Source organism: Paenibacillus sp. Z6-24 (assembly GCF_054161335.1).
Map to the genome: position 1 here is coordinate 3,721,980 of NZ_CP096398.1, position 19,174 is coordinate 3,741,153.

Sequence of the window (19,174 nt, forward strand, 5' to 3'; positions counted from 1 at the left end):
TCAAGTGAATCATTCTCCCAGAGAAAGAGTGGACAAAACATTGCCTGGTGACGAGGTACTTCCCTTTTGCGGCGGAATCCAGATCATCTTCACACCCGGACATCCCCCGGTCATATCAGCCTTTACTTAAAAGAGAGCAAGACTCTGGCAGCCGGCGATTCCATGTATAGTGTGGACGGTGTCTTACAAGGACCTCATCTCCCGCAATTGCGTTACGTATCCGGTTGGTCGGGTCCGATGACGTACACCCTGACGCCTGATTTCCGTCCAAATGACCGGGCTGCATCCAGGTTGTTCATGTATACATCTATTTTATTGCCTTTGATCGCACTACCGGTATCTTCCGCTTTGCGGTAGCCAACGCCTTCGATATACATCCACCAACCTATAGGGATCACCCGGGGATCTACGGAGACAGTCTGTCCTTCGGCTACGATCGCTCCGGAGGCGGTCACTCCATAACCGGCATCTCCCGGCTGCTTGCCGGTACTCTCCAGCCCCGCCGTATAGGCAGTCAGCTCAGTCTGAAGTGTATAGCGGTAAGCTTTCACAGGCAATGACGCCGCATCGGCTATGATCTGTGAATCGGCTGGCTGCCGGGAAGGAACGAATGGATCAGAACTGCTGCCGGAATGATCATGATCTATCTCCATACCAGCGGATGCGGGAACAGATACACCCGGCCGGATGGGTTCAGGTTCTTGTGTACCCACAGCAACCACCTGCGGATGGTAAGGCTGCACCGTTTCTCTGGAAATGATCTGGTCGGATACGGCTATTCCATCCTTCATTCCAGCCAGCAGGGTCATTTTCACAAGGCCGGTCTGACCGGTCTGGATAATCCGCTGCTTTCCCTGTTTCAGCTGTGGATCATTATAATAGACCGTCTCATACGGAATAGGTTCTACTGTGACTATCTGCTGACGGGTTACCCGGGTAATGCGGATGGTCATCCGGTTATGAAGCGGCGCAGCGGCCTCTGGCTGCAGCAGATCATCAGGTGCCAGCTCGATATGCTGCTGACGAAGCACATCGCTGACTGTACTGCCGTACGTCCGGACACTATACTGACGTCCATCCGCCAGAACAGAGACTACTGCCGCTGTTGGAGAACGATCTTCTGGCTGCATTACAGCCGAATACATATACAGCAGCATAGCACCAATCAGAAATACGGCACCTACAAATAACAGCACAGGCGCAAGTACAGGATAGCGGTAATACATGGTAGACGACTCCTTTCACAACAAAAAAGCACCAGACTCCATAGTGAGGAGTCTGGTGCTTCCAGTTCCGAATCATTAATTTTATTGTCTATAGTATAGCCTACAAAATGTTTATTTGCCAATAGCTTAGACCATACGTGCCAGAATACGAGCCTGAACTTGCTCCAGCAGTACGCTGCGCCGCTCACTGACCTTTTCCATCAATTCCGTACATTGGCGTTCATAGGCTGCCCGCTGCTCTGCATTTTGCAGAGTGACGAGGTTAATCTGAACTGTCAGCATCGAGGACCGTGCGGCTGCTTCGAACAGAATGATGCCGATACCGATATCGGACAATACGGTATGATTGCATATATCAATCAACGGAGCCGCACTATATAACCCGTACAGACAGCACTCCATCAGTTTCAATGGTGTATCGATCGCCTGGATTTTCATGTCATATACGGTCTCCTGGCGTTCTTCCTGCTGTTCAGGAGTTCGGTGAGGCATCCGCAACGCTTCGATATACTGCCCGAAAGCTTCGATATCCTTGGCCATCAACCACTCACAAGCCGAAGATATATACTCCATATCCTGCAGCGCCTGGGCTACATGCTGTTCAATCTGCTCATATTCTTCTCCCTGGGAAAAGTTAGCTGTCATTGACGTCATCGCTGCACCTAGTGCTGCGACAATCGAGGATACACTTCCACCTCCGGGCGTAGGCTCCGATCTGGCAAGCTGTTCCATAATTCTGCGTAGAGGCTCATCCCATGATACTGTATTCATTCCGATCCCTCCCATAATCAAAGCCTGGTCTTTCTGTATGTTACTTACCCGTTTTATCGGAATAGAAAATCTACCTTTCAAAAACCAGTGGTAGAGGCATAATTATGAGCACCAGGCAATCTTTGATGCAGAGGATCGCTTTATTGGTGCGGATGATCGTTTAATGCAGCTTTCTACCTACTTTTCTGCTCAACCAGTACTCTCCGGATTTCGGCAGGATGAATAGGCTTGGAAATAAAATCCAGCATTCCGCTTTGCAGACATTCAGCCTGAATATCACTACTTACATTGGCTGTAACTGCCACAATTGATGGCCGCGATTCAGGTGGCAGCAGTTGCTGGATCAGATTGGAGACCGCGATACCATCCATCATGGGCATCTGAATATCCATGAACACCAGATCATAATGATGCCGCACAATGGCAGCATAGGCTTCCACTCCATTGCTGACTGTATCAACGTGACAGCCGAATTTCCGTATGATATCTTCCAGCAGTTGCTGATTAATGGGATGATCTTCTGCAATCAGAATAGACAAATCGGATACATCCACATGATCTTGACTGATCGATTCAAAATCGACATCAGCTGCTTGTTCTGACTCTGCCTCATGTCGCTCTGTATCTATCCAGCCGCAAGGCAGGATAAAGCGGAAAATGGAACCCACATTCTCACGGCTCTCTACCTGAATCGTCCCGCCCATCAACTCAATCAGTTTTTTGCAGATGGACAGCCCCAATCCCGTGCCTCCATATTTGCGATTCAATGCCGGATGCAATTGAGAGAACGACTGGAACAATAGACTTTTTTTATCTTCCGCAACTCCCACACCAGTATCTTCGACCAAAAATTCCAGCATCAGTCGTTTTCTTTCAATATCTTTGTATAACTTATTAACGATGATACCTACCGTTCCTTTGTCCGTAAACTTAATAGCATTGCCGACCAGATTGCTCAGAATCTGTCTCAAACGGTCAGGATCGGCGATGACCTTAGATGGGATATCGGGCGATACATACCAGGATAGATCCAGTTTCTTTTCTATGGCGCCAGGAGCAAACAATTCTGCAATATTCTCGACCAGCGCCCGTAATTCAAACTCTTCCGGCTCCAGTGAGAACTTCCCTGCTTCAATTTTACTGAAATCCAGCACATCGTTCAGAATGCGCATTAGGGAAGTTCCGCTGTTCCGTATAATCTCCGCGTAATCCCGCTGGGTCTCCGAAAGATCCGTGTCCAGCAAAAGATTGGTCATCCCCAATACACCATTCATGGGCGTGCGAATCTCATGGCTCATCATCGCCAAAAAATCGGATTTGGCTGAAGCCGCCTGCTCAGCCAGTTCTTTTTGTCGAAGCACTTCCCGCTCATTGGTGATATCCCGGAATACAATAACTGCTCCCTGAATTTCATCTTTGTCGATAACCGGATTTATATTATATTCTACCAGACAGCTGGAGCCGCTTTTTTTCCAGAAGATTCCTTCCTTGATGGAGCGTGGAATACCATCACGAATTGTTAAACAGATCGGGCATTCCTCAACGGAATAGGGCACACCTCCCGGTGCAGACGGATTAATAATATGGTGGCCTTGATGACCAATAAATTCCTCCTGATTGAATTCCAGCATGCGAAGTGCTGCCGGATTAGCAAATAGGGTTTCTCCATCTTTGTTCAATCTGAATATGCCTTCGGATACGGAACTGAGGATCATTGCATGTTCATATCCCAGCTTCTCCAACTGACGTATATATTCCTTACGCTCTGTAACATCATTAGCGATTCCATATACACCTACGATCTCGGAGTCCACTATAATGGGGACATTAATAACACTGATATCAATAAATTTACCACTGCTATGAATAATGGTTGTTTCATAGTTCTGGGGAGCTCCATTGCGTGCTGCCTCAAAATAGAAATTTGTCTCTTCTATTTTATCGGGCACAATAATATCCCGGAACGACATACGACTGATCTCTTCCATCGAATAACCGAGCAGCTGTGACAGATTTGCATTGCTGGAGGTATAATTCCCTTCCAGATCAAAAGAGTAGACACTTGCAGGATTGTATTCAAACAGTGACTTGTAACGCTGCTCACTTTCCTGCAATTGACGTTCTGCTTTTTTACGATCAGTGATATCACGTGATACCGCAATGATCTCCTCAATTTCGCCTGTCTCTTCATTGTAGCTATATCGTCCAGTACTTTCGATCCAAACATAATGTCCGTCTTTGGCGCGAATACGGTAGGATACCGTGTACGAACCTTCTATACTTAGAATCCTTTCCAAATAACGGGTTACCGCTTCAACATCATCCGGATGAAAAAAATCGTATGCACTTTTCCCTATCAATTCTTCGGGATTATATCCGAGTATGGTTTTGCAGGCAGGTGACGCATACAAATAAACAGCCTTTTCATCCGCCATATGTCTGGAAATAAAATCAAGAGAGTGCTCAGAAATAAGCCTGAATTCCTTTTCGCTTTGCCGAACCTGATTGGCCATCACTTTTTGCGAGGTGATATCCCGACAGATACCATAAATTCCTATAATCTCTCCGGTGTGATAGATGGGGGTAAATGTAATCTGCAGCCAGATTTTGGAATGGTTCTTATGCAAGGCTTCCAGTTCCATGGTTGAAGCCTCGCCCTCCAATGCCTGGCTAATCGAAGACTGCAGAGGCTCTATCGTACTACAGGTCTGCGCAGGCCTCTCCATTAGAAGATACAGTTCTTCAAAATCATATCCTGTCATATGCTGAATGGCAGGGTTCGCACAGACCAGTATTCCTGAGTAATCAAGAATCAGCATACCATCCGGCGACTGAGTAAATAATGAATCCTGTAAAACACTTTCTGAAATCAGTTGCATAAGTAGTTCTGTATGATTCTGTTTCAAAAATGCCTCTCTCCCTATAGTTTGACTCAATCTATTATTCCAAAATCATCTAAGTTATTAATGTATAGATTACATCCAATAATAATGGGAAAATTGTCAAAAAACCAGCCTTATTCCTTATTTAGACCACATTTCCAAAGGAGAGCCATTCCCTTTGACAGCCAACCGGAACTATCGGATCTGCAAAACAGACGCAATCTTCAAGAACACTTTGTCAGGTTCCCTGCAAGTCGGGTATAATTAGACGGTACGCGATAATGGCTGGAACTTATTTGGAAGCCGTATGTCTTTATCACACTTACAGAAAGGACGATGGTATGGTCCGCTTTGGTATTATTGGTACTAATTTTATTACGGAACGATTCATTGAAGCCGCCAAACGTAATGATGATTTTGAACTGACTGCACTGTATTCGCGCACGCCGGAACGCGCCCAGCAGTTCGGCCGCAAGCATGAAATCAATCATCTGTTCACGGATCTGGAGGAGATGCTGAGCAGCGGACAGGTTGATGCCGTCTATATCGCCAGTCCCAATTCCCTGCACGCGGAGCAAGCTGTTCTCTGTATGAATTATGGCAAGCATGTGCTGTGCGAGAAGCCGCTGGCTTCGAATGTAGCAGAGACACAATCCATGATTGATGCAGCCAGACGGAACAATGTGGTGCTGATGGAAGCGATGAAGTCGACGATGATGCCGAACTTTACCGCATTGCGCAACAGTCTGCCCAAGCTTGGGCAGGTACGTCGCTATTTCGCCAACTATTGTCAGTACTCTTCCCGTTATGATGCCTATAAGGAAGGCAATATCCAGAACGCCTTCAAGCCCGAGTTCTCCAACGGTGCGATGATGGATCTGGGTGTCTATTGCATTTATCCGCTGGTGGCTCTGTTTGGTCGCCCCAACACGGTAAAAGCAACCGGTGTTATGCTGGAATCCGGCGTGGACGGTGAAGGCAGCATTGTCGTCTCCTATGATGATATGGATGCGGTTGTGATGTATTCCAAAATCACCGACTCTTCCCTTCCTTCCGAAATCCAGGGCGAACTGGGCAGCATCCGGATCGACAAGATCAGCGAGCCGAACCAGATTGTGATGACCTATCGTGGCGGTTATACGGAAGAGCTGCATGTGACCCAGTACGAACCACCAATGTATTACGAGATTCGTGAATTCCTCGATGTGATCGCCGAGGGTCGTCAGGAATCGAGTATCAACTCTTGGGAGCATTCCCTGATTACAGCAGAGATTATGGAAGAAGCCCGCAAGCAGCTGGGATTGATCTATCCGGCTGACCATAAATGAATAACCGGTTGGAATATTTTATTCTCTCCGCAGCATGCAAAAGGAAGACTACACCTCAAAGGGTAGCCTTCCTTTTTTTGATTTTAATGTATAGAATGGTTGCTCATCCAACCACATGGTACAAAAAACGTCCAGTTATTCAAATGCGTTAGCAGTGCGTTTTTTCAACAGTATGACTCTGTCAGTGTACGTTTTCCTTTTCGGTCATCAGTTCATCCAGTGCTCTTCCATACTTGCTGAGGCGCTCCATGTCTTTTTCAGAAGGCTCTACATTACGCGAAGGATCCATGTTATCCTCAATGTCTGCCATTTTGACGGTACGCGCCAGGGAGTTCTGCTTGGCCCGGAGAACGAAGTCCTCGTAGGACTCATCTTCCCGGCGGCTCATCGCCTGAATCGCTTCAACGATTTCTTCGGAGAAGCCTTCGGCTAACAGATCATGGGTGGTTACATCCGTATCCTCCAGCACATCATGCAGGACAGCAACAATACGCGCTTCTTCCGAACTCATTTTGAGCATGACGCGCAGCGGGTGCAAAATATACGGCTGACCTGAACGGTCGTTCTGCCCGGAATGTGCGCGGGTCGCAAGAATAATGGCTCTTTCCAGATTGCTCATTCATACTCACATCCTTTGATTTAAAATAGACGAAAAGCTCTGCATGTTAATTATTACACACGATTAGCCGGATGAATCAGCTCATCCGGCTAATCGTGTGTATACAGTTGACTGGATCATATCCTGTTCAAGCCAGGACAATAGGTACTGCCGGTTTCTTCTGCGAAGAACGAAAAGCTTCATCGCATGACTGCCATGAAGCTTTTCGTTTTCCTCTTATTCCTTTTTGAACACTCAGTCCGGATATACGTTAAAGTCCGTTACAAGCTGCACCGGGCTGCCATCCTCAGCATAGCCGATATAGCTGTGATATACACCATTACCAAAGCCGCTGGAGAACAAGGCGATATTGTCTCCGGTCTCCAATTCGGTAACCAGCCAGCTGCGCGAAGGACGGAATGATTCAATCGCTGCGGATTCCCATGCATCCATCAGTTCCTGGGCCACCTCGGGGTTGTCCAGTTCCTGCTGCTCGGACAGCCACTTGTATGCCTTGGCATCCAGCAGACTTCCGGTTCCGGAATCGACCGCATATCCCCAGCGAGCCTGTTCATACAGATTATTCGGATCAGCATCCGGGCTGAATTCCCGCTCGGCTCCTGCCCAGCGGGCTACCGGAGCGTCGCCGAACATGACGCGTACAAAAGCAATACGCTCATCCACCAGATCTTCCCGGCCTTCCTTGAACACGGCCGGATCGGTAATGCGGGCAATTGACAACTCGACAGGGAAAGATCCTTTAGGGAATACTTGCACAAATGGGGTTGACTCAATGAGGCTGTACGGATCATCGGCCACAATTTTACCTGTGGTCACACGGAGCTCCCCGATAGACTTGGTATAAAAAGCAAGATTACGTCTCTGGCCTCTCCAGAATTTGACCTGTTCCAGGCGAACACCTTCCCCGAACACTTCTTCCAGTACCTTACTCTCATGTATGACCTTGTCCATCTTTCTTTCCTCCCTCAGCAGTTAAGATAATATGCCTCGCCAACTATCGCGTATGATAACGTCGTGCACTTATGGATGATTGAGGATGACGCCAGTCGCTTTATAGTAGATTAAGTATCATTATACCCTTCTCAACGGTAGAAGGAACATGTTTTTATGACATATTCACAAAAATATCCAATCCGTTTTTGGAAATTGACAGCCACTGATGCTTTATGTTTTGTTTCTGCGTTAAATCTTCTTTTTCCGACAAAGGGATTTGAAATGTGATTTTGCCTGATGTGGATATAACAGTTATTGAATGATTTTCCGGTATCGCGCATAATGTGATAGATGAGTCATCACGAGAGAGGATGGAGAACGAGTTTGGAAGAATCGACAACCTTCAGCAGGGCGATCAATGAGATCATGGATACCTGCATGCTGGCCGGTCAGATTATGCTGCAGAGCGGTGCAGAAACGTACCGTGTGGAAGATACAATGACCCGTATTGCGAACTCCTACGGACTGCCGGGCGCGCACAGCTATGTGACTCCCACCGCGATCATGTTTTCGATTACCGGTGCGGAAAGTGCACGGCTTGCGCGTATTCAGGAGCGTACAACCGATCTGCACAAAATTGCCCAGGTTAATGCGATCTCGCGGCAGATCAGCAGCGACCAGCTGGCACCGACCGAAGCTTTTCTACTGCTCAAGGTGATCGAAGCCGGTCCTGCAGAGTATGCGCCCTGGATGAAGATGATTGCCGCAGCCATTTCCAGCGGCTGCTTTACGATTATGTTCCAGGGCAGCTGGGGTGATTTTATCCCGTCTATGGTTGCAGGCTTTGCCGGTTATACGACGATGCTCTATTTGCATAAATGGGTTCAGGTCAAATTTTTCGCAGAGCTGTGCGCTGCCTTTATTATCGGTCTGCTGGCCTCGCTGTTTATCGGTTATGGCTGGGGTAATGAACTCGACAAAATTATTATCGGGTCTGTCATGCCGCTCGTTCCCGGGCTGCTGATTACCAATGCGATACGTGACTTGATGGCCGGCCATCTCGTATCCGGCATCTCTAAAGGTGCAGATGCACTGCTTACCGCCTTTGCCATCGGTGCAGGCGTCGCTATTATTCTGACATTCGTCTAATCACAATGAACCGATAGATCGGGAAAGGAAGTTATGCCTACCATGCTGGCTCAGTTAATTACCAGCTTTATCGCTACCGCCGGCTTCGGCATTATATTCAATGCACCACGACGTTCCTTGCTGCAGTGCGGCGTAGCCGGTATGCTTGGCTGGATCGTCTATATTATGCTGTACAAGCATATCGATCCTGTCGGTGCCACCCTTGTCGCTACATTTATTGTAGGGGGGATCAGTCAGGTGTTTGCACGCATTTACAAGACACCGGTCATTATTTTTAGTGTAGCCGGTGTAATCCCGCTCGTTCCCGGTGGACTCGCTTATAATGCGATGCGTTCCTTTGTGGAAAATAACTATGCCGCAGCGACCCAGCTGGCTGCGCAGGCGGCTATGCTGTCCGGCTCCATTGCGCTTGGACTCGTATTATCCGAAGTGTTTAACCAAATGATACGCCGTGCCGCCCGCTAAGGGGCTGCACGGCGTATTTGGCCTGCATTGGTTTATGGGACTCGCGTATGTGCGTATGTGTATCGTTTAGACTTAAAATGATTTATACAGGGGACTGCATTGTTCTGCAGATGATAGAATGCTTGATCCGCTCCATTGATGGATCATCAGACCGGCAGCTCTCCCTGTTCATAATGCCCGGCAAGCTCCTGAATAAATGCATGATCCAGGCCAAGCAGATGAGCACAGAAGATCAGATCCATATCATCGCTCACATAGGCAGCCAGCTCGCTGCTGCCGGATGCCCGGAGCACCTGGTCAAAGGCCTGGCGACACCATTCCTGTACCTGCTCCTCCTCTGCCGGAGTCAATCCTTCGCGGCGCAGTTGCTGATACGCCTGACTCCAGGCCGTATCAAAATCCGCACTATCCCGGTATTCCAGATACCGTTCGACATCGAACTGCTCCCACATATCCGGTGACAGCAGTGAATTGTTGGCCAGTTTGAATTGCAATTGCTGTATAGTTGTTGCTTCCATAAATATCCCCCTTGATGGCTCAGGCAGGTCGGCAAGACAACTTCACCCAGTCATTCACGTCGTCAAAACCGATAACGACCGTTTTGAGCATATGTCCGGGATAGCGATGCTCTGTCGGAACGAACTGGGCGCATTCATCATCAGCCACGATGCCAAATGCATCGTTTGGCAGACTCAGAATAATTCCCTGCGGGTATATGACCTCGATCACACCGGTAACCTTGTCGCCGGTTTTGTAATGAGATTTGACCCGTTCCCATCCTTTCCGATAAGGCTTCATTGCCATTGCCCATACCTGTTCGAACTCTTCCTTTGAAATGTCTTCGCCTTCCGCACCGTCCATGCTCTGGTCAAACTCCTGATCATACAGACAGAAATGAAGCTCTTCATCCGGTCGACTGGATACGACCCAGCGATCTTCATCTTCAATGACCTGACGCAGTACCGTACGATCATCGTCAATTTCAAAATAATAATTCTCGTCACTTTCCTCAAAGCGCAATCTGTAATATTCCATGACGCTGCCTATCCCTGACTGCGGGAAGAACGATTCGACTCCTGCATCCCCGCATAGTAGGCTTCTCCCGGATCCACATCGAGTACCACCCGGCGCGGCCCAACCAGCGCATACTGATGTTCCACTCTCCAGCGCTGATCCTCATGCATGCCGATCGTCTCTCCGTCCGCTATAATATCCCCCTGGTGATACAGGTATTCCGCCGTATTCATGAGAAACTGGGCCACTTCCGCCGGCTCGATATCGTAAAAATGACACTGCACATCCGGCACCCCCAGCGCAGCCAGTCCGCGGCTGTCCATGACCATCTCCCGGCGTTCATTGTCCGACTGGATATTATACAGCCGGATATTCAGTGCCCCATACAATTCATTGTTCTGGCTGAATGCCTGCAGGAGTGCCTGCGGATCGACCAGCTTGTCGCTCTCCTTGTAGTAGACCGCATCGCAGGGAGCGACTTCCAGAATTGCACGCAGTACATGATTAAACAGCGGCAGCCTGCGCTGATGGGGCATTCCCCGGGCCATCATGTCGGTAAGCATCATCTCGTAAGTACAGCCTGTGAGCGTATCGGCAACTTCCGGCCAGTGCCAGGATTGCTGGATCGCCGTCTCGTATTCTTCGGGCTGTACCGCATTTTTGGAAGGCATCAGCACTGTCTGAACAGGCATAGGCCCTTCCTGATATTCCAGTTTATGATTTAAATGAAAGAAATGGTAATGATCCTCCAATGGTTCTCCATTCTCATCTGCAGAAGTGTTGGCTTCCCAGACGGCCAGTGTCTCCTTCTGTTCTCCGAGATCGTCTGCCGTATTCAGCGGGCCGGTATATTCCTGTACTTTGGCATACAGCGCTTCACGGTCGATGACCGGTTTTTGCCTATATAGCAGCTTCGCGGCATAGATGGCCGCATAGCCATAATCCTGTTCAAGCCGCTGTTGTTCCTCCTGTGGGTCTGGTTGATTTGAATTGATCGGTGTCATTATTTTACCCCTTTCACTCTTGTCATCTGCCTGTCTATGATGGCTAGCCTATTATTACCCGCATGATAGCTGTTCTGAATTATTGTACCCAAAAATGGCATGAGCGCGATTTATGTCATTGTAGAGCTTCCCTGTTTCAGGGAAAATCAGCATGTACAAGTATGTAAAGTCAGGAACAATTATTATTTTCGCTTCAGATGTTATATAATCCTCTTCATTACAAAGAGTTACATTTTTTCCCATTCTATTTCTGCTGTGCGATAGAGGCACGGCAATTGATTTGATATCACATTATTTATTGAAGGAGGTTATACTTATGCTGCATCCTAACACAATTAAAGTCCGCGAACAGATTTGGGATTTTGCTGATTCGCTGGATGAATCGATACTGAATGAACATGCCCGTCCCGACCAGTGGACGATTGCCCAGGTCATGGAGCATTTGTACCTGATGGAGACAGCGATCACCGATCGGCTGATACAGACCCTGCAGCAGAATGAGCCTACACCGGCTCCCATTTCCGGGGCTACATCCACTCCATCTTTTCATCTGACACTGGACCGTTCCCGTCATACGCCTGCCCCTCCCGAACTCGTTCCGGCGGACAAACATCTGACACTGACTGAACTGCGCACCCGATTGGATCGTTCCCGCAGTCGTCTGGAAGAGACGATCGCCGCAGCCAGCAGCGAAGATCTGCGCGGCAAAACGATGAACCATCCGATATTTGGTCCACTGACCCTGGAAGAATGGCATGAATTTGTCGGGCTTCATGAGCAGCGCCATCTGGAGCAGATGAAGGAAATCCAAGCTGCGCTTGGCAGTACCGGATAACTCCGGACCGACTTTGGTCGCTTGCAGGTGCTGCGCATTCCAAGCGGCCTGCAGCAGCGCTCAGTATTCAAAGAAAAGAGACAGCTGCCCGGTTACCTGTTCGCCTCCTGTATCTTGTGAGGTGGACGGGTGAGCGGGCTATTTGGGATTTCAGATGCCTGTATTTTCATAAATGCCGCTATGACTTGCAGCACTCACTATATATGCATCTTGCCTTCGGATACCGGCAGCAATCAGCCATTTAGATGTGCAGCGTTGATTCGATCATCCGATATTCATAACCGGAAGAAATAACCTCGATATGGCTGTCGTAGCCTATAATCAGATAATGCTGCAGACCAAGCCGATGATGGGGATCGAAAAGGTTTTCTTTATCGCGGAGGAGGGCGGAATTGTCGACGCGGTACAATCCGGGCTCCGGATGATAGCCGTGTCTGCTCCAGAAGGACAATACATTATCAGGAGCTGACGGCATTTCGATATGGCCGTGATTCATTTCGAAAAAGTTCATCGTTACACATCGCAGCTCTGCTACCGTACGGAATTGCAAGAGCATCTCGCGGTAATGGTTCTTCTCTACATCCCCCCTTTGCTGGATATCGATCCGGACGCTGACCCCGCCGGACTCCGTATAGGTCACTTCAAGATCGGTAGACGTTATGCGAAAATCGACTTGTTCGGGAATTAGACTGATCATGACTTTTCTCCATTCCTGGTCTGTGCCGGGCTGTCGGCTGCAGTCCGTTTACTTGGATACCTTTTGCCGCTGGTCTCGCGGATTGTCCGTTCCTTACCGATGCCAAAGGCGGTTATCATCATGAACGATTATACCACCTCCTGCCCTGCTGACCTAACCGTTCGATTATACCTGCGGCTTTTCCTGAACGGGATTAACCGCTACAATAGAAAGAGTGATATTGCCCGCCAAGGGTAAGGGTATTACAGAATCCGCATTATTCATCTTACAATGACAAGGAGCTGCACCTATGGATGACAGAATTGCCACCCTGCGTGGATTAATGAGAGAGGCTGGTATGGACAGCCTGCTGATCACCGATCCCAAGCATGTCTACTATCTGACCGGATTTGCGAGCGATCCGCATGAACGTTTTCTGGGATTGTTTATTCCCGATGGAGAAGAAGCTTTTATGCTGGTGCCTGCGCTGGACGAAGACAAGGCGCGCAGCGTATCCAGTGTGGAACGAATCGAGACCCATACGGATACAGACAACCCGTACATCCGGCTCAAGCACTGCATCAGCGGCAATGTCGGCAATCTGGGTCTGGAAAAGGAACACCTGTCGGTTGCCCGCTTTGAACAGCTGTCTGCGGAGCTGAATGCAGCTTCCTATATCGATGTAGGCAGTATACTGAACAGCATGCGTTCACGCAAATCGCCGGAAGAAGTGGAGCGGATGCGTGAATCCATCCTCAAAATCGAAGAGGTGCTGCGCCGTGGGCTGTCCAGCGTGAAGATCGGCATTACCGAAATCGAACTGGTCGCCGAACTGGAATACCAGATGAAAAAGCTCGGTGCCGAGAAACCCGCTTTTGACACGATGGTATTGTCGGGTCCGAATACGGCCTTGCCTCACGGTGTACCGGGATCACGCAAGCTGGCATCCGGTGAGCTGGTCATGTTCGACCTTGGACTGTTTTACAATGGTTATGCGTCGGATATCACACGTACGTTTGCTATAGGTGAGGTCGATGAGGAGGCGAAGCGCATCTACAACACGGTGCTGGCAGCCAATGAAGCGGCGATCCGGGCGACTCGTCCGGGCGTTACTTTTGCCTCGATCGACAAGGCTGCGCGCGATGTAATTACCGAAGCCGGCTACGGTCCTCGCTTCATCCACCGTCTCGGACATGGTCTGGGCATGGATACGCATGAATATCCTTCCGTACACGGCGGCAATGAGAACGTACTGGAAGAAGGCGTACTATTCACCGTTGAACCGGGTATCTATGTACCGGGCCACTGCGGCGTACGGATCGAGGATGATGTAATCGTAACGGCGGATGGTGTGGATGTACTGTCTTCTTTCCCAAAAGAACTGACGGTTATTGGCTAATATCTCCCTATCGGCCAGAAGCAAATAAAGACACGCTTCCTGCGCATGGAATATACGCAGGAGGCGTGTCTTTTTGCTGTTGCAGACTCATTGGATCAAGCAGGAGAGTCAGGTTTTATAAATTCATTATCCTGCCCGGCGGTGTCTGCACCTTATGATTGTTACATCAGTTACCAATCGCTATGGTCAGGACAGCGGCTTGGCTGACGGCTCTTCCCCAACCGCTGCCTGCGGCTGGATCAGCAGCGGACGGTCTTCCTCATGTACTTTGAAACTGCGTGCCAGATACAGGAAAGGCGTGCCTGCAGCAGTAAGCACAAATTTGAGAATATAGGTCGTCAGGAAAATCTCCAGCCAGACCGACCATTCGTACATGCCGAGAAAGGCGATGCTGCAAAAAACGAGCGTATCCACAAACGAACTGATCATTGTACTGCCATTATTGCGAATCCACAGCTGATGCGGAGCCGGAAAAAGACCGCGCAGCCATTTATACAATCGAACATCAAGGAACTGACTGACCAGATAGGCGGACAGGCTGGCGATCAGCAGAATCGACAGCGGACCGAAAATGGTCTCCAGCGCATTCTGAGCATCCTCGGCAATGCCTCCGCCTGGTGCTACCTGGAAACGAATAGCCATCTGCATCACAATCGTCGTTACGACCAAAGTGAAAAATCCGAACCATACCGCCCTGCGGGCAACACGCGAACCAAAGCGTTCATTCAGCAGATCACTCGCCAGATACATACTCACATACATCGTATTACCAAGCGTTGTCGTAATACCGAACAGCTCAATGGTCTTAATCACCTGAATATTCGCCAGAATAGCAGCGATCGCGATCCAGCCATACATCCCCTTGATACCAAAAATTCTGTAGCAGATCGTAAATAATGCATAATTCACGATCACGAAAAAAATACCCCATTCTATATTAAACACTACTCTTCCCCCTAGTTTTGATGACGCGGGATGGTTACGAACCGCGGAATATTATTGAAAACCTGTTCTACTTTATCACAGGAATACTGCATTGCCAACATATTGTGGAAAACAGGCTCAGTCTATACGTACGGCGCACCCACCCTTTTTCCAGTTGTTCCCGGGAAAAAAAGACCAGATATCCATAAAAAAACAGGCATGCCTGCTGCATCATCAGATGCGTATGGCATGCTTGTTCACTTTGTATTCCTTTTTCCTTTAGAGATGACTGCAGGATCAGCTTCGTAATCAGGAAGCTTCGGCTGTATCCAGATCCCGGTCTTCGTTATTGTATATATCTTTGTCATGTTCCTTGAGTACACGGCTGCTGACCAGGCCGGCTGTCATCGATCCGCTCACATTGAGTGCGGTGCGACCCATATCGATCAGCGGTTCGACGGAAATGAGCAGACCTGCCAGTGCGACCGGCATATTCATGGTCGACAGAACGATCAGTGCGGCAAAGGTAGCACCACCGCCGACACCTGCAACACCAAGTGAACTGATTGTTACGACAGCGATCAGAGTCAGAATAAACTGCCAATCCAGCGGATTGATACCCACGGTCGGTGCGATCATGATCGCCAGCATGGATGGGTAGATCCCTGCGCAGCCATTTTGCCCGATCGTCGCGCCAAAGCTGGCGGATAGATTGGCAATTCCTTCGGAAACGCCCAGTTTGCGAGTCTGTGTCTCCACGTTAAGTGGAATTGTCGCCGCACTGGAACGGGAAGTAAAGGCAAACGTCAAAGTAGGAATAATCTTCTTCACATACTGTACCGGATTGAGTCCGCCGATAGCCAGAATAATCATATGGATCACGAACATCGCGATCAACGCCACATAGGAAGCGACTACGAATTTGAACAGATTCAGAATATCCTGTCCGCTCGTGGTGGCGACCATTTTGGTGATCAGCGCCAGGATACCGTATGGCGTCAGACGCAGAATCAATGTGACCATGCGCATAACGACTCCATAGATCGATTCCATCAGATTGCGGAATACTTCTCCCTGGGCAGGGTTTTTACGCATAAAGCCAAGAGCCGCTACACCGACAAAGGCCGAGAAAATAACAACAGCCAGTGTGGACGATTGACGCGCTCCGGTCATATCTTCAAACGGATTGGTCGGAATAAATTCCAGCAGCTGGGCCGGAAGCGATTTGTCTTCCACCTCGCCAAGACGTTCCTGCAGCGCCGCTCCACGCTCCTGCTCGACCTGTCCGATCGGCATGCCTTCGGCGGTCAGATTGAAGCTGAGTGCGGAAGCGATCCCTACTGCGGAAGCGATCGCTGTCGTCAGCAGCAGTACAGCTAGAATGGAACCGCTGATTTTACCCAGATTCTGACGGCCGCTCAATTTGAGAATAGCCATAATAATCGAGACCATAATCAGTGGAATAACGACCATCTGCAGCAAACCCACATAGCCGTTACCGACCAGGCTGAACCACTCCATCGAATCCGAGACTACGTCGGAATCCGGTGTATAAATCAACTGAAGCGCCGCACCGAACAGAATACCGAGCAGCAGACCGGTGAATACACGTTTCGTAAAGGAAATATGCTTCTTCTGCATCCAGACCAATACGCCGATCAGTACAGCCAGTATCAGTACATTCAGTATAACGAGAAATACATTCATTACTTCTCCCCCTCAAATCTGTGAGTTATCTGTATAATTCCGTTTATTATTCTACCACAATCCCGAGTAAACAAGTAGTGTTAATAGTGTGATATGTAAATCCGATTTTACGTCTTTATTTTGTTTATTTTAACTTTTTTTTATTTTTTATCGCTTCATAAGTAAAAATACCTATTCAAACAATGGTCAATTGATATAGAATAAGAAATTATTTATGCCTTTTATCATGGTTCATTCAGCTTATAAATACTCATTTTCATATTTTTTCGGAAATGAACAAGTTTATAAGCCTAATATATTGTCGAAAGGAGTCAAGCAAAACCGGGATCTGGTACTCATAGTACATACATATGTATTACAGCCTGTCTTTATACTTCTTAAGAGTATGTATCGTAAAAGCCACGTCAGTTATTGTTACGTCGGGGGACAAACTCAGTCGCGAAAGTCATTGGATTATGAATTTCAGCAGAGAATTGCAGACTTGTTAGGTAGAGAGAGGGGATTCAGCATGTTTCGAATTAATCAATCGATCAGCCGTAAAATTATGGTGACTTTTGCCCTGCTGATTATCGCAGTGTGTCTGGTCATGAGTATTTTCTTTTATGTTATGACCCGGGGAGTGGTCAACAACAATGTGGTTCCCCAGTTCCGTCAGGTGCTGAATATTGCGATGGATGGTATTCTCAAAGGTCTCGACAATACGCAGATCATGCAGTCTGCCCAGGGCAACAACGGAGAAACGATGAAGCTGGAGACCTATCTGGATACCCAGCTCAAAGCGTATGAGCTGGACAATCTGTACATACTGCGGGTCGACGAGGACAAAGCAGTCGTGACCGCCCTATCCAATGCCTCCAAAAATTTCAAAAAAGAACAGTCGGTCGAGCTGAGTAACAATATTCAGCAGGCGATGAAGGATGGCAAACTGCTGACTGATCTGTATACCACCGATGCCGGCTCGCATGTTACTTATTATTATCGTGTGCCAGGCAGCTCGATCCTCGTCGCTGCCAGTATGGACGCCAGCTTTGTCGACAGCATTACCCGTAATCTGGTGCTCATGACGCTCGTAATGGCGATCGTGTCGGTAGCCGTCTGCCTCTGGATTGCTTACAAGTTCAGCCGTAAAATCACTCTGCCGCTGGCACGGCTTGTGCGTCATACCCGGCTCGTCGCCGAAGGCAATCTGCAGCAGGATATTAAAATGACCGGCAGTGACGAGATCGCCCAGCTGGCACGCGGCTTCCGCCTGATGACCGAGAATCTGCGCGCTATGGTCAATCATGTACTGAATAGCTCGGAAAAAGTATCCATGGGTACCGAAGCACTGACTTCACGAATCAACAAAATGCATAAAATGGTCGACAGCTCTGTCGAGTCCATCAGCACGATTGAAGGCGGAAGTACCATGATTGCCACCTCCTCCACCGAAAATGCACGTGCAATGGAAGAAATTACGAATGGTATCCAACATATCGCATCGTCTACAGCCGACATTTCGGATCAGATCGGACAGGCTTCAGATAGTGCAGTCGCCGGTAATGATATGGCCCAGAACGCAATTCAGCAGATGAGTTCTGTTGAACAGGTCGTTACCGATACACGCCAGTCTGTGCAGACGCTGATTGACAGCTCCGAAGCGATCAGCCAGATCCTGCTCTCGATCGGCGAGATCACCAAGCAGATTCAGATGCTATCGCTCAATGCTTCGATCGAAGCAGCACGTGCCGGTGAGCATGGACGCGGATTCGCCGTCGTCGCCGCCGAGGTACGCAATCTCGCTGATCAGTCCCGTGGCGCTGCCCACCAGATCGAGTCTGCACTGCAATCGATTCGCGAGGAATCACTGAAATCCACCGAGTCGATGAACCGGGTCAGCCAGGAAGTACAATCCGGCAGCCAGCTGGTGCACAAGGCCGGCGAAGCCTTTAACCAGCTGGTCGAGCTGATGCAGCAGGTGAATATGACCGTACAATCCACCTCGGCTGCTACCCAGGAGATGTCCGCCAGCTCCGAGCAGGTCAGCGCTTCAGTCGATGAGACAGCCGAAATCACCCAGAAGGCACTCAGTAATATCAAAGGTATCGCTAAAAATACCGAACGCCAGTCTTCGGAAATGTTTGCTTATGCCGCAGTGATGCAGGAATTGAACGAACAGGCGGTCTCCCTGCAGGCAGCGGTCAGCAAGTTCAAAGTGGGCTGATTGCTCTAGAGCATAAGCATGGTGGTCTCATTGTGCAGA

18 protein-coding genes and 1 pseudogene are annotated in these 19,174 nt (G+C 48.9%); 7 read left to right on the top strand and 12 right to left on the bottom strand.

Annotated elements, in window-relative coordinates; genetic code table 11:
* Nucleotides 1–58 precede the first annotated feature (58 nt).
* Nucleotides 59–204, top strand: a pseudogene (locus tag M1D61_RS16150) (MBL fold metallo-hydrolase); the annotation flags it as partial.
* A gap of 8 nt (nt 205–212) precedes the next feature.
* On the opposite strand, the gene M1D61_RS16155 reads toward M1D61_RS16150, so the two are convergent.
* The 3 genes from M1D61_RS16155 to M1D61_RS16165 all read right to left on the bottom strand — a co-directional run bounded on the left by M1D61_RS16155 (nt 213) and on the right by M1D61_RS16165 (nt 4,876).
* Entirely contained in the window at nt 213–1,226 is a 1,014-nt protein-coding gene (locus M1D61_RS16155) for a G5 domain-containing protein (RefSeq protein WP_458119670.1), read from the bottom strand.
* A 126-nt stretch (nt 1,227–1,352) separates the two neighbouring features.
* A complete protein-coding gene (locus M1D61_RS16160) occupies nt 1,353–1,997 on the bottom strand; it encodes a cyclodeaminase/cyclohydrolase family protein (RefSeq protein ID WP_458119671.1) in 645 nt (214 codons plus the stop codon).
* Nucleotides 1,998–2,170: 173 nt separating this feature from the next.
* Nucleotides 2,171–4,876, bottom strand: a complete 2,706-nt coding sequence (locus M1D61_RS16165; protein ID WP_458122532.1) for a PAS domain S-box protein — start codon at nt 4,874–4,876, stop codon at nt 2,171–2,173.
* 344 nt (nt 4,877–5,220) lie between these two features.
* On the opposite strand from M1D61_RS16165, the gene M1D61_RS16170 reads away from it, so the two are divergent.
* Nucleotides 5,221–6,207: a Gfo/Idh/MocA family protein gene (locus M1D61_RS16170; protein WP_458119672.1), complete on the top strand. Its 987-nt coding sequence runs from the start codon at nt 5,221–5,223 to the stop codon at nt 6,205–6,207.
* 181 nt (nt 6,208–6,388) lie between these two features.
* On the opposite strand, the gene M1D61_RS16175 is transcribed toward M1D61_RS16170, so the two are convergent.
* Complete coding sequence (locus tag M1D61_RS16175; protein ID WP_458119673.1) at nt 6,389–6,826, bottom strand: HD domain-containing protein; 438 nt, start codon at nt 6,824–6,826, stop codon at nt 6,389–6,391.
* A 234-nt stretch (nt 6,827–7,060) separates the two neighbouring features.
* Nucleotides 7,061–7,777: a DUF4241 domain-containing protein gene (locus M1D61_RS16180; RefSeq protein WP_458119674.1), complete on the bottom strand. Its 717-nt coding sequence runs from the start codon at nt 7,775–7,777 to the stop codon at nt 7,061–7,063.
* A gap of 408 nt (nt 7,778–8,185) precedes the next feature.
* Here M1D61_RS16180 and M1D61_RS16185 point away from each other — a divergent pair, with 408 nt between their 5' ends.
* Together M1D61_RS16185 and M1D61_RS16190 are read left to right on the top strand one after the other, a co-directional pair.
* Nucleotides 8,186–8,908 (top strand): threonine/serine exporter family protein, encoded by a 723-nt coding sequence (locus M1D61_RS16185; protein ID WP_458122533.1) that lies wholly within the window; start codon nt 8,186–8,188, stop codon nt 8,906–8,908.
* A gap of 42 nt (nt 8,909–8,950) precedes the next feature.
* The gene (locus M1D61_RS16190) at nt 8,951–9,373 is read left to right on the top strand and encodes a threonine/serine exporter family protein (RefSeq protein ID WP_458119675.1); all 423 of its coding nucleotides are present in this window, start codon (nt 8,951–8,953) and stop codon (nt 9,371–9,373) included.
* A gap of 146 nt (nt 9,374–9,519) precedes the next feature.
* Here the strand turns inward: M1D61_RS16190 and M1D61_RS16195 are convergent, their stop codons facing one another.
* Genes M1D61_RS16195 through M1D61_RS16205 form a run of 3 tightly spaced genes read right to left on the bottom strand, consistent with a single transcriptional unit; the run spans nt 9,520 to nt 11,391 of the window.
* Nucleotides 9,520–9,891, bottom strand: coding sequence for a hypothetical protein (locus M1D61_RS16195; RefSeq protein WP_458119676.1), 372 nt, complete (start codon nt 9,889–9,891; stop codon nt 9,520–9,522).
* 19 nt (nt 9,892–9,910) lie between these two features.
* The gene (locus tag M1D61_RS16200; RefSeq protein WP_458119677.1) at nt 9,911–10,408 is read right to left on the bottom strand and encodes a hypothetical protein; all 498 of its coding nucleotides are present in this window, start codon (nt 10,406–10,408) and stop codon (nt 9,911–9,913) included.
* An 8-nt stretch (nt 10,409–10,416) separates the two neighbouring features.
* Nucleotides 10,417–11,391 carry a DUF4261 domain-containing protein gene (locus M1D61_RS16205; RefSeq protein WP_458119678.1) on the bottom strand — a complete coding sequence of 325 codons (975 nt, stop codon included), beginning with the start codon at nt 11,389–11,391 and terminating at the stop codon, nt 10,417–10,419.
* 316 nt (nt 11,392–11,707) lie between these two features.
* Here M1D61_RS16205 and M1D61_RS16210 point away from each other — a divergent pair, with 316 nt between their 5' ends.
* The gene (locus M1D61_RS16210) at nt 11,708–12,226 is read left to right on the top strand and encodes a DinB family protein (protein WP_458119679.1); all 519 of its coding nucleotides are present in this window, start codon (nt 11,708–11,710) and stop codon (nt 12,224–12,226) included.
* 241 nt (nt 12,227–12,467) lie between these two features.
* Here M1D61_RS16210 and M1D61_RS16215 read toward each other — a convergent pair whose 3' ends face one another.
* The gene (locus M1D61_RS16215; RefSeq protein WP_458119680.1) at nt 12,468–12,923 is read right to left on the bottom strand and encodes a hypothetical protein; all 456 of its coding nucleotides are present in this window, start codon (nt 12,921–12,923) and stop codon (nt 12,468–12,470) included.
* Nucleotides 12,920–13,045, bottom strand: coding sequence for a hypothetical protein (locus M1D61_RS16220; RefSeq protein WP_458119681.1), 126 nt, complete (start codon nt 13,043–13,045; stop codon nt 12,920–12,922). The genes M1D61_RS16215 and M1D61_RS16220 overlap by 4 nt, the downstream gene beginning before the upstream one ends.
* 167 nt (nt 13,046–13,212) lie before the next feature.
* Here M1D61_RS16220 and M1D61_RS16225 point away from each other — a divergent pair, with 167 nt between their 5' ends.
* Complete coding sequence (locus M1D61_RS16225; protein WP_458119682.1) at nt 13,213–14,301, top strand: M24 family metallopeptidase; 1,089 nt, start codon at nt 13,213–13,215, stop codon at nt 14,299–14,301.
* A gap of 186 nt (nt 14,302–14,487) precedes the next feature.
* Here the strand turns inward: M1D61_RS16225 and M1D61_RS16230 are convergent, their stop codons facing one another.
* Both M1D61_RS16230 and M1D61_RS16235 read right to left on the bottom strand, forming a co-directional pair.
* Complete coding sequence (locus M1D61_RS16230; RefSeq protein ID WP_458119683.1) at nt 14,488–15,246, bottom strand: queuosine precursor transporter; 759 nt, start codon at nt 15,244–15,246, stop codon at nt 14,488–14,490.
* 288 nt (nt 15,247–15,534) lie between these two features.
* Nucleotides 15,535–16,932: an L-cystine transporter gene (locus tag M1D61_RS16235; RefSeq protein ID WP_458119684.1), complete on the bottom strand. Its 1,398-nt coding sequence runs from the start codon at nt 16,930–16,932 to the stop codon at nt 15,535–15,537.
* Nucleotides 16,933–17,440: 508 nt separating this feature from the next.
* On the opposite strand from M1D61_RS16235, the gene M1D61_RS16240 reads away from it, so the two are divergent.
* Complete coding sequence (locus tag M1D61_RS16240; RefSeq protein ID WP_458119685.1) at nt 17,441–19,135, top strand: methyl-accepting chemotaxis protein; 1,695 nt, start codon at nt 17,441–17,443, stop codon at nt 19,133–19,135.
* Nucleotides 19,136–19,174 lie beyond the last annotated feature (39 nt).

What these genes read in the sequence shown, in the direction of transcription:
- M1D61_RS16175 (WP_458119673.1), bottom strand. Translation starts at nt 6,826, where the DNA reads ATGAGCAATCTGGAAAGAGCCATTATTCTTGCGACCCGCGCACATTCC.
- M1D61_RS16195 (WP_458119676.1), bottom strand. Translation starts at nt 9,891, where the DNA reads ATGGAAGCAACAACTATACAGCAATTGCAATTCAAACTGGCCAACAAT.
- M1D61_RS16205 (WP_458119678.1), bottom strand. Translation starts at nt 11,391, where the DNA reads ATGACACCGATCAATTCAAATCAACCAGACCCACAGGAGGAACAACAG.
- M1D61_RS16225 (WP_458119682.1), top strand. Translation starts at nt 13,213, where the DNA reads ATGGATGACAGAATTGCCACCCTGCGTGGATTAATGAGAGAGGCTGGT.
- M1D61_RS16180 (WP_458119674.1), bottom strand. Translation starts at nt 7,777, where the DNA reads ATGGACAAGGTCATACATGAGAGTAAGGTACTGGAAGAAGTGTTCGGG.
- M1D61_RS16185 (WP_458122533.1), top strand. Translation starts at nt 8,186, where the DNA reads ATGGATACCTGCATGCTGGCCGGTCAGATTATGCTGCAGAGCGGTGCA.
- M1D61_RS16165 (WP_458122532.1), bottom strand. Translation starts at nt 4,876, where the DNA reads ATGCAACTGATTTCAGAAAGTGTTTTACAGGATTCATTATTTACTCAG.
- M1D61_RS16210 (WP_458119679.1), top strand. Translation starts at nt 11,708, where the DNA reads ATGCTGCATCCTAACACAATTAAAGTCCGCGAACAGATTTGGGATTTT.
- M1D61_RS16240 (WP_458119685.1), top strand. Translation starts at nt 17,441, where the DNA reads ATGTTTCGAATTAATCAATCGATCAGCCGTAAAATTATGGTGACTTTT.
- M1D61_RS16160 (WP_458119671.1), bottom strand. Translation starts at nt 1,997, where the DNA reads ATGAATACAGTATCATGGGATGAGCCTCTACGCAGAATTATGGAACAG.
- M1D61_RS16190 (WP_458119675.1), top strand. Translation starts at nt 8,951, where the DNA reads ATGCTGGCTCAGTTAATTACCAGCTTTATCGCTACCGCCGGCTTCGGC.
- M1D61_RS16155 (WP_458119670.1), bottom strand. Translation starts at nt 1,226, where the DNA reads ATGTATTACCGCTATCCTGTACTTGCGCCTGTGCTGTTATTTGTAGGT.
- M1D61_RS16170 (WP_458119672.1), top strand. Translation starts at nt 5,221, where the DNA reads ATGGTCCGCTTTGGTATTATTGGTACTAATTTTATTACGGAACGATTC.
- M1D61_RS16215 (WP_458119680.1), bottom strand. Translation starts at nt 12,923, where the DNA reads ATGATCAGTCTAATTCCCGAACAAGTCGATTTTCGCATAACGTCTACC.
- M1D61_RS16200 (WP_458119677.1), bottom strand. Translation starts at nt 10,408, where the DNA reads ATGGAATATTACAGATTGCGCTTTGAGGAAAGTGACGAGAATTATTAT.
- M1D61_RS16220 (WP_458119681.1), bottom strand. Translation starts at nt 13,045, where the DNA reads ATGATGATAACCGCCTTTGGCATCGGTAAGGAACGGACAATCCGCGAG.
- M1D61_RS16235 (WP_458119684.1), bottom strand. Translation starts at nt 16,932, where the DNA reads ATGAATGTATTTCTCGTTATACTGAATGTACTGATACTGGCTGTACTG.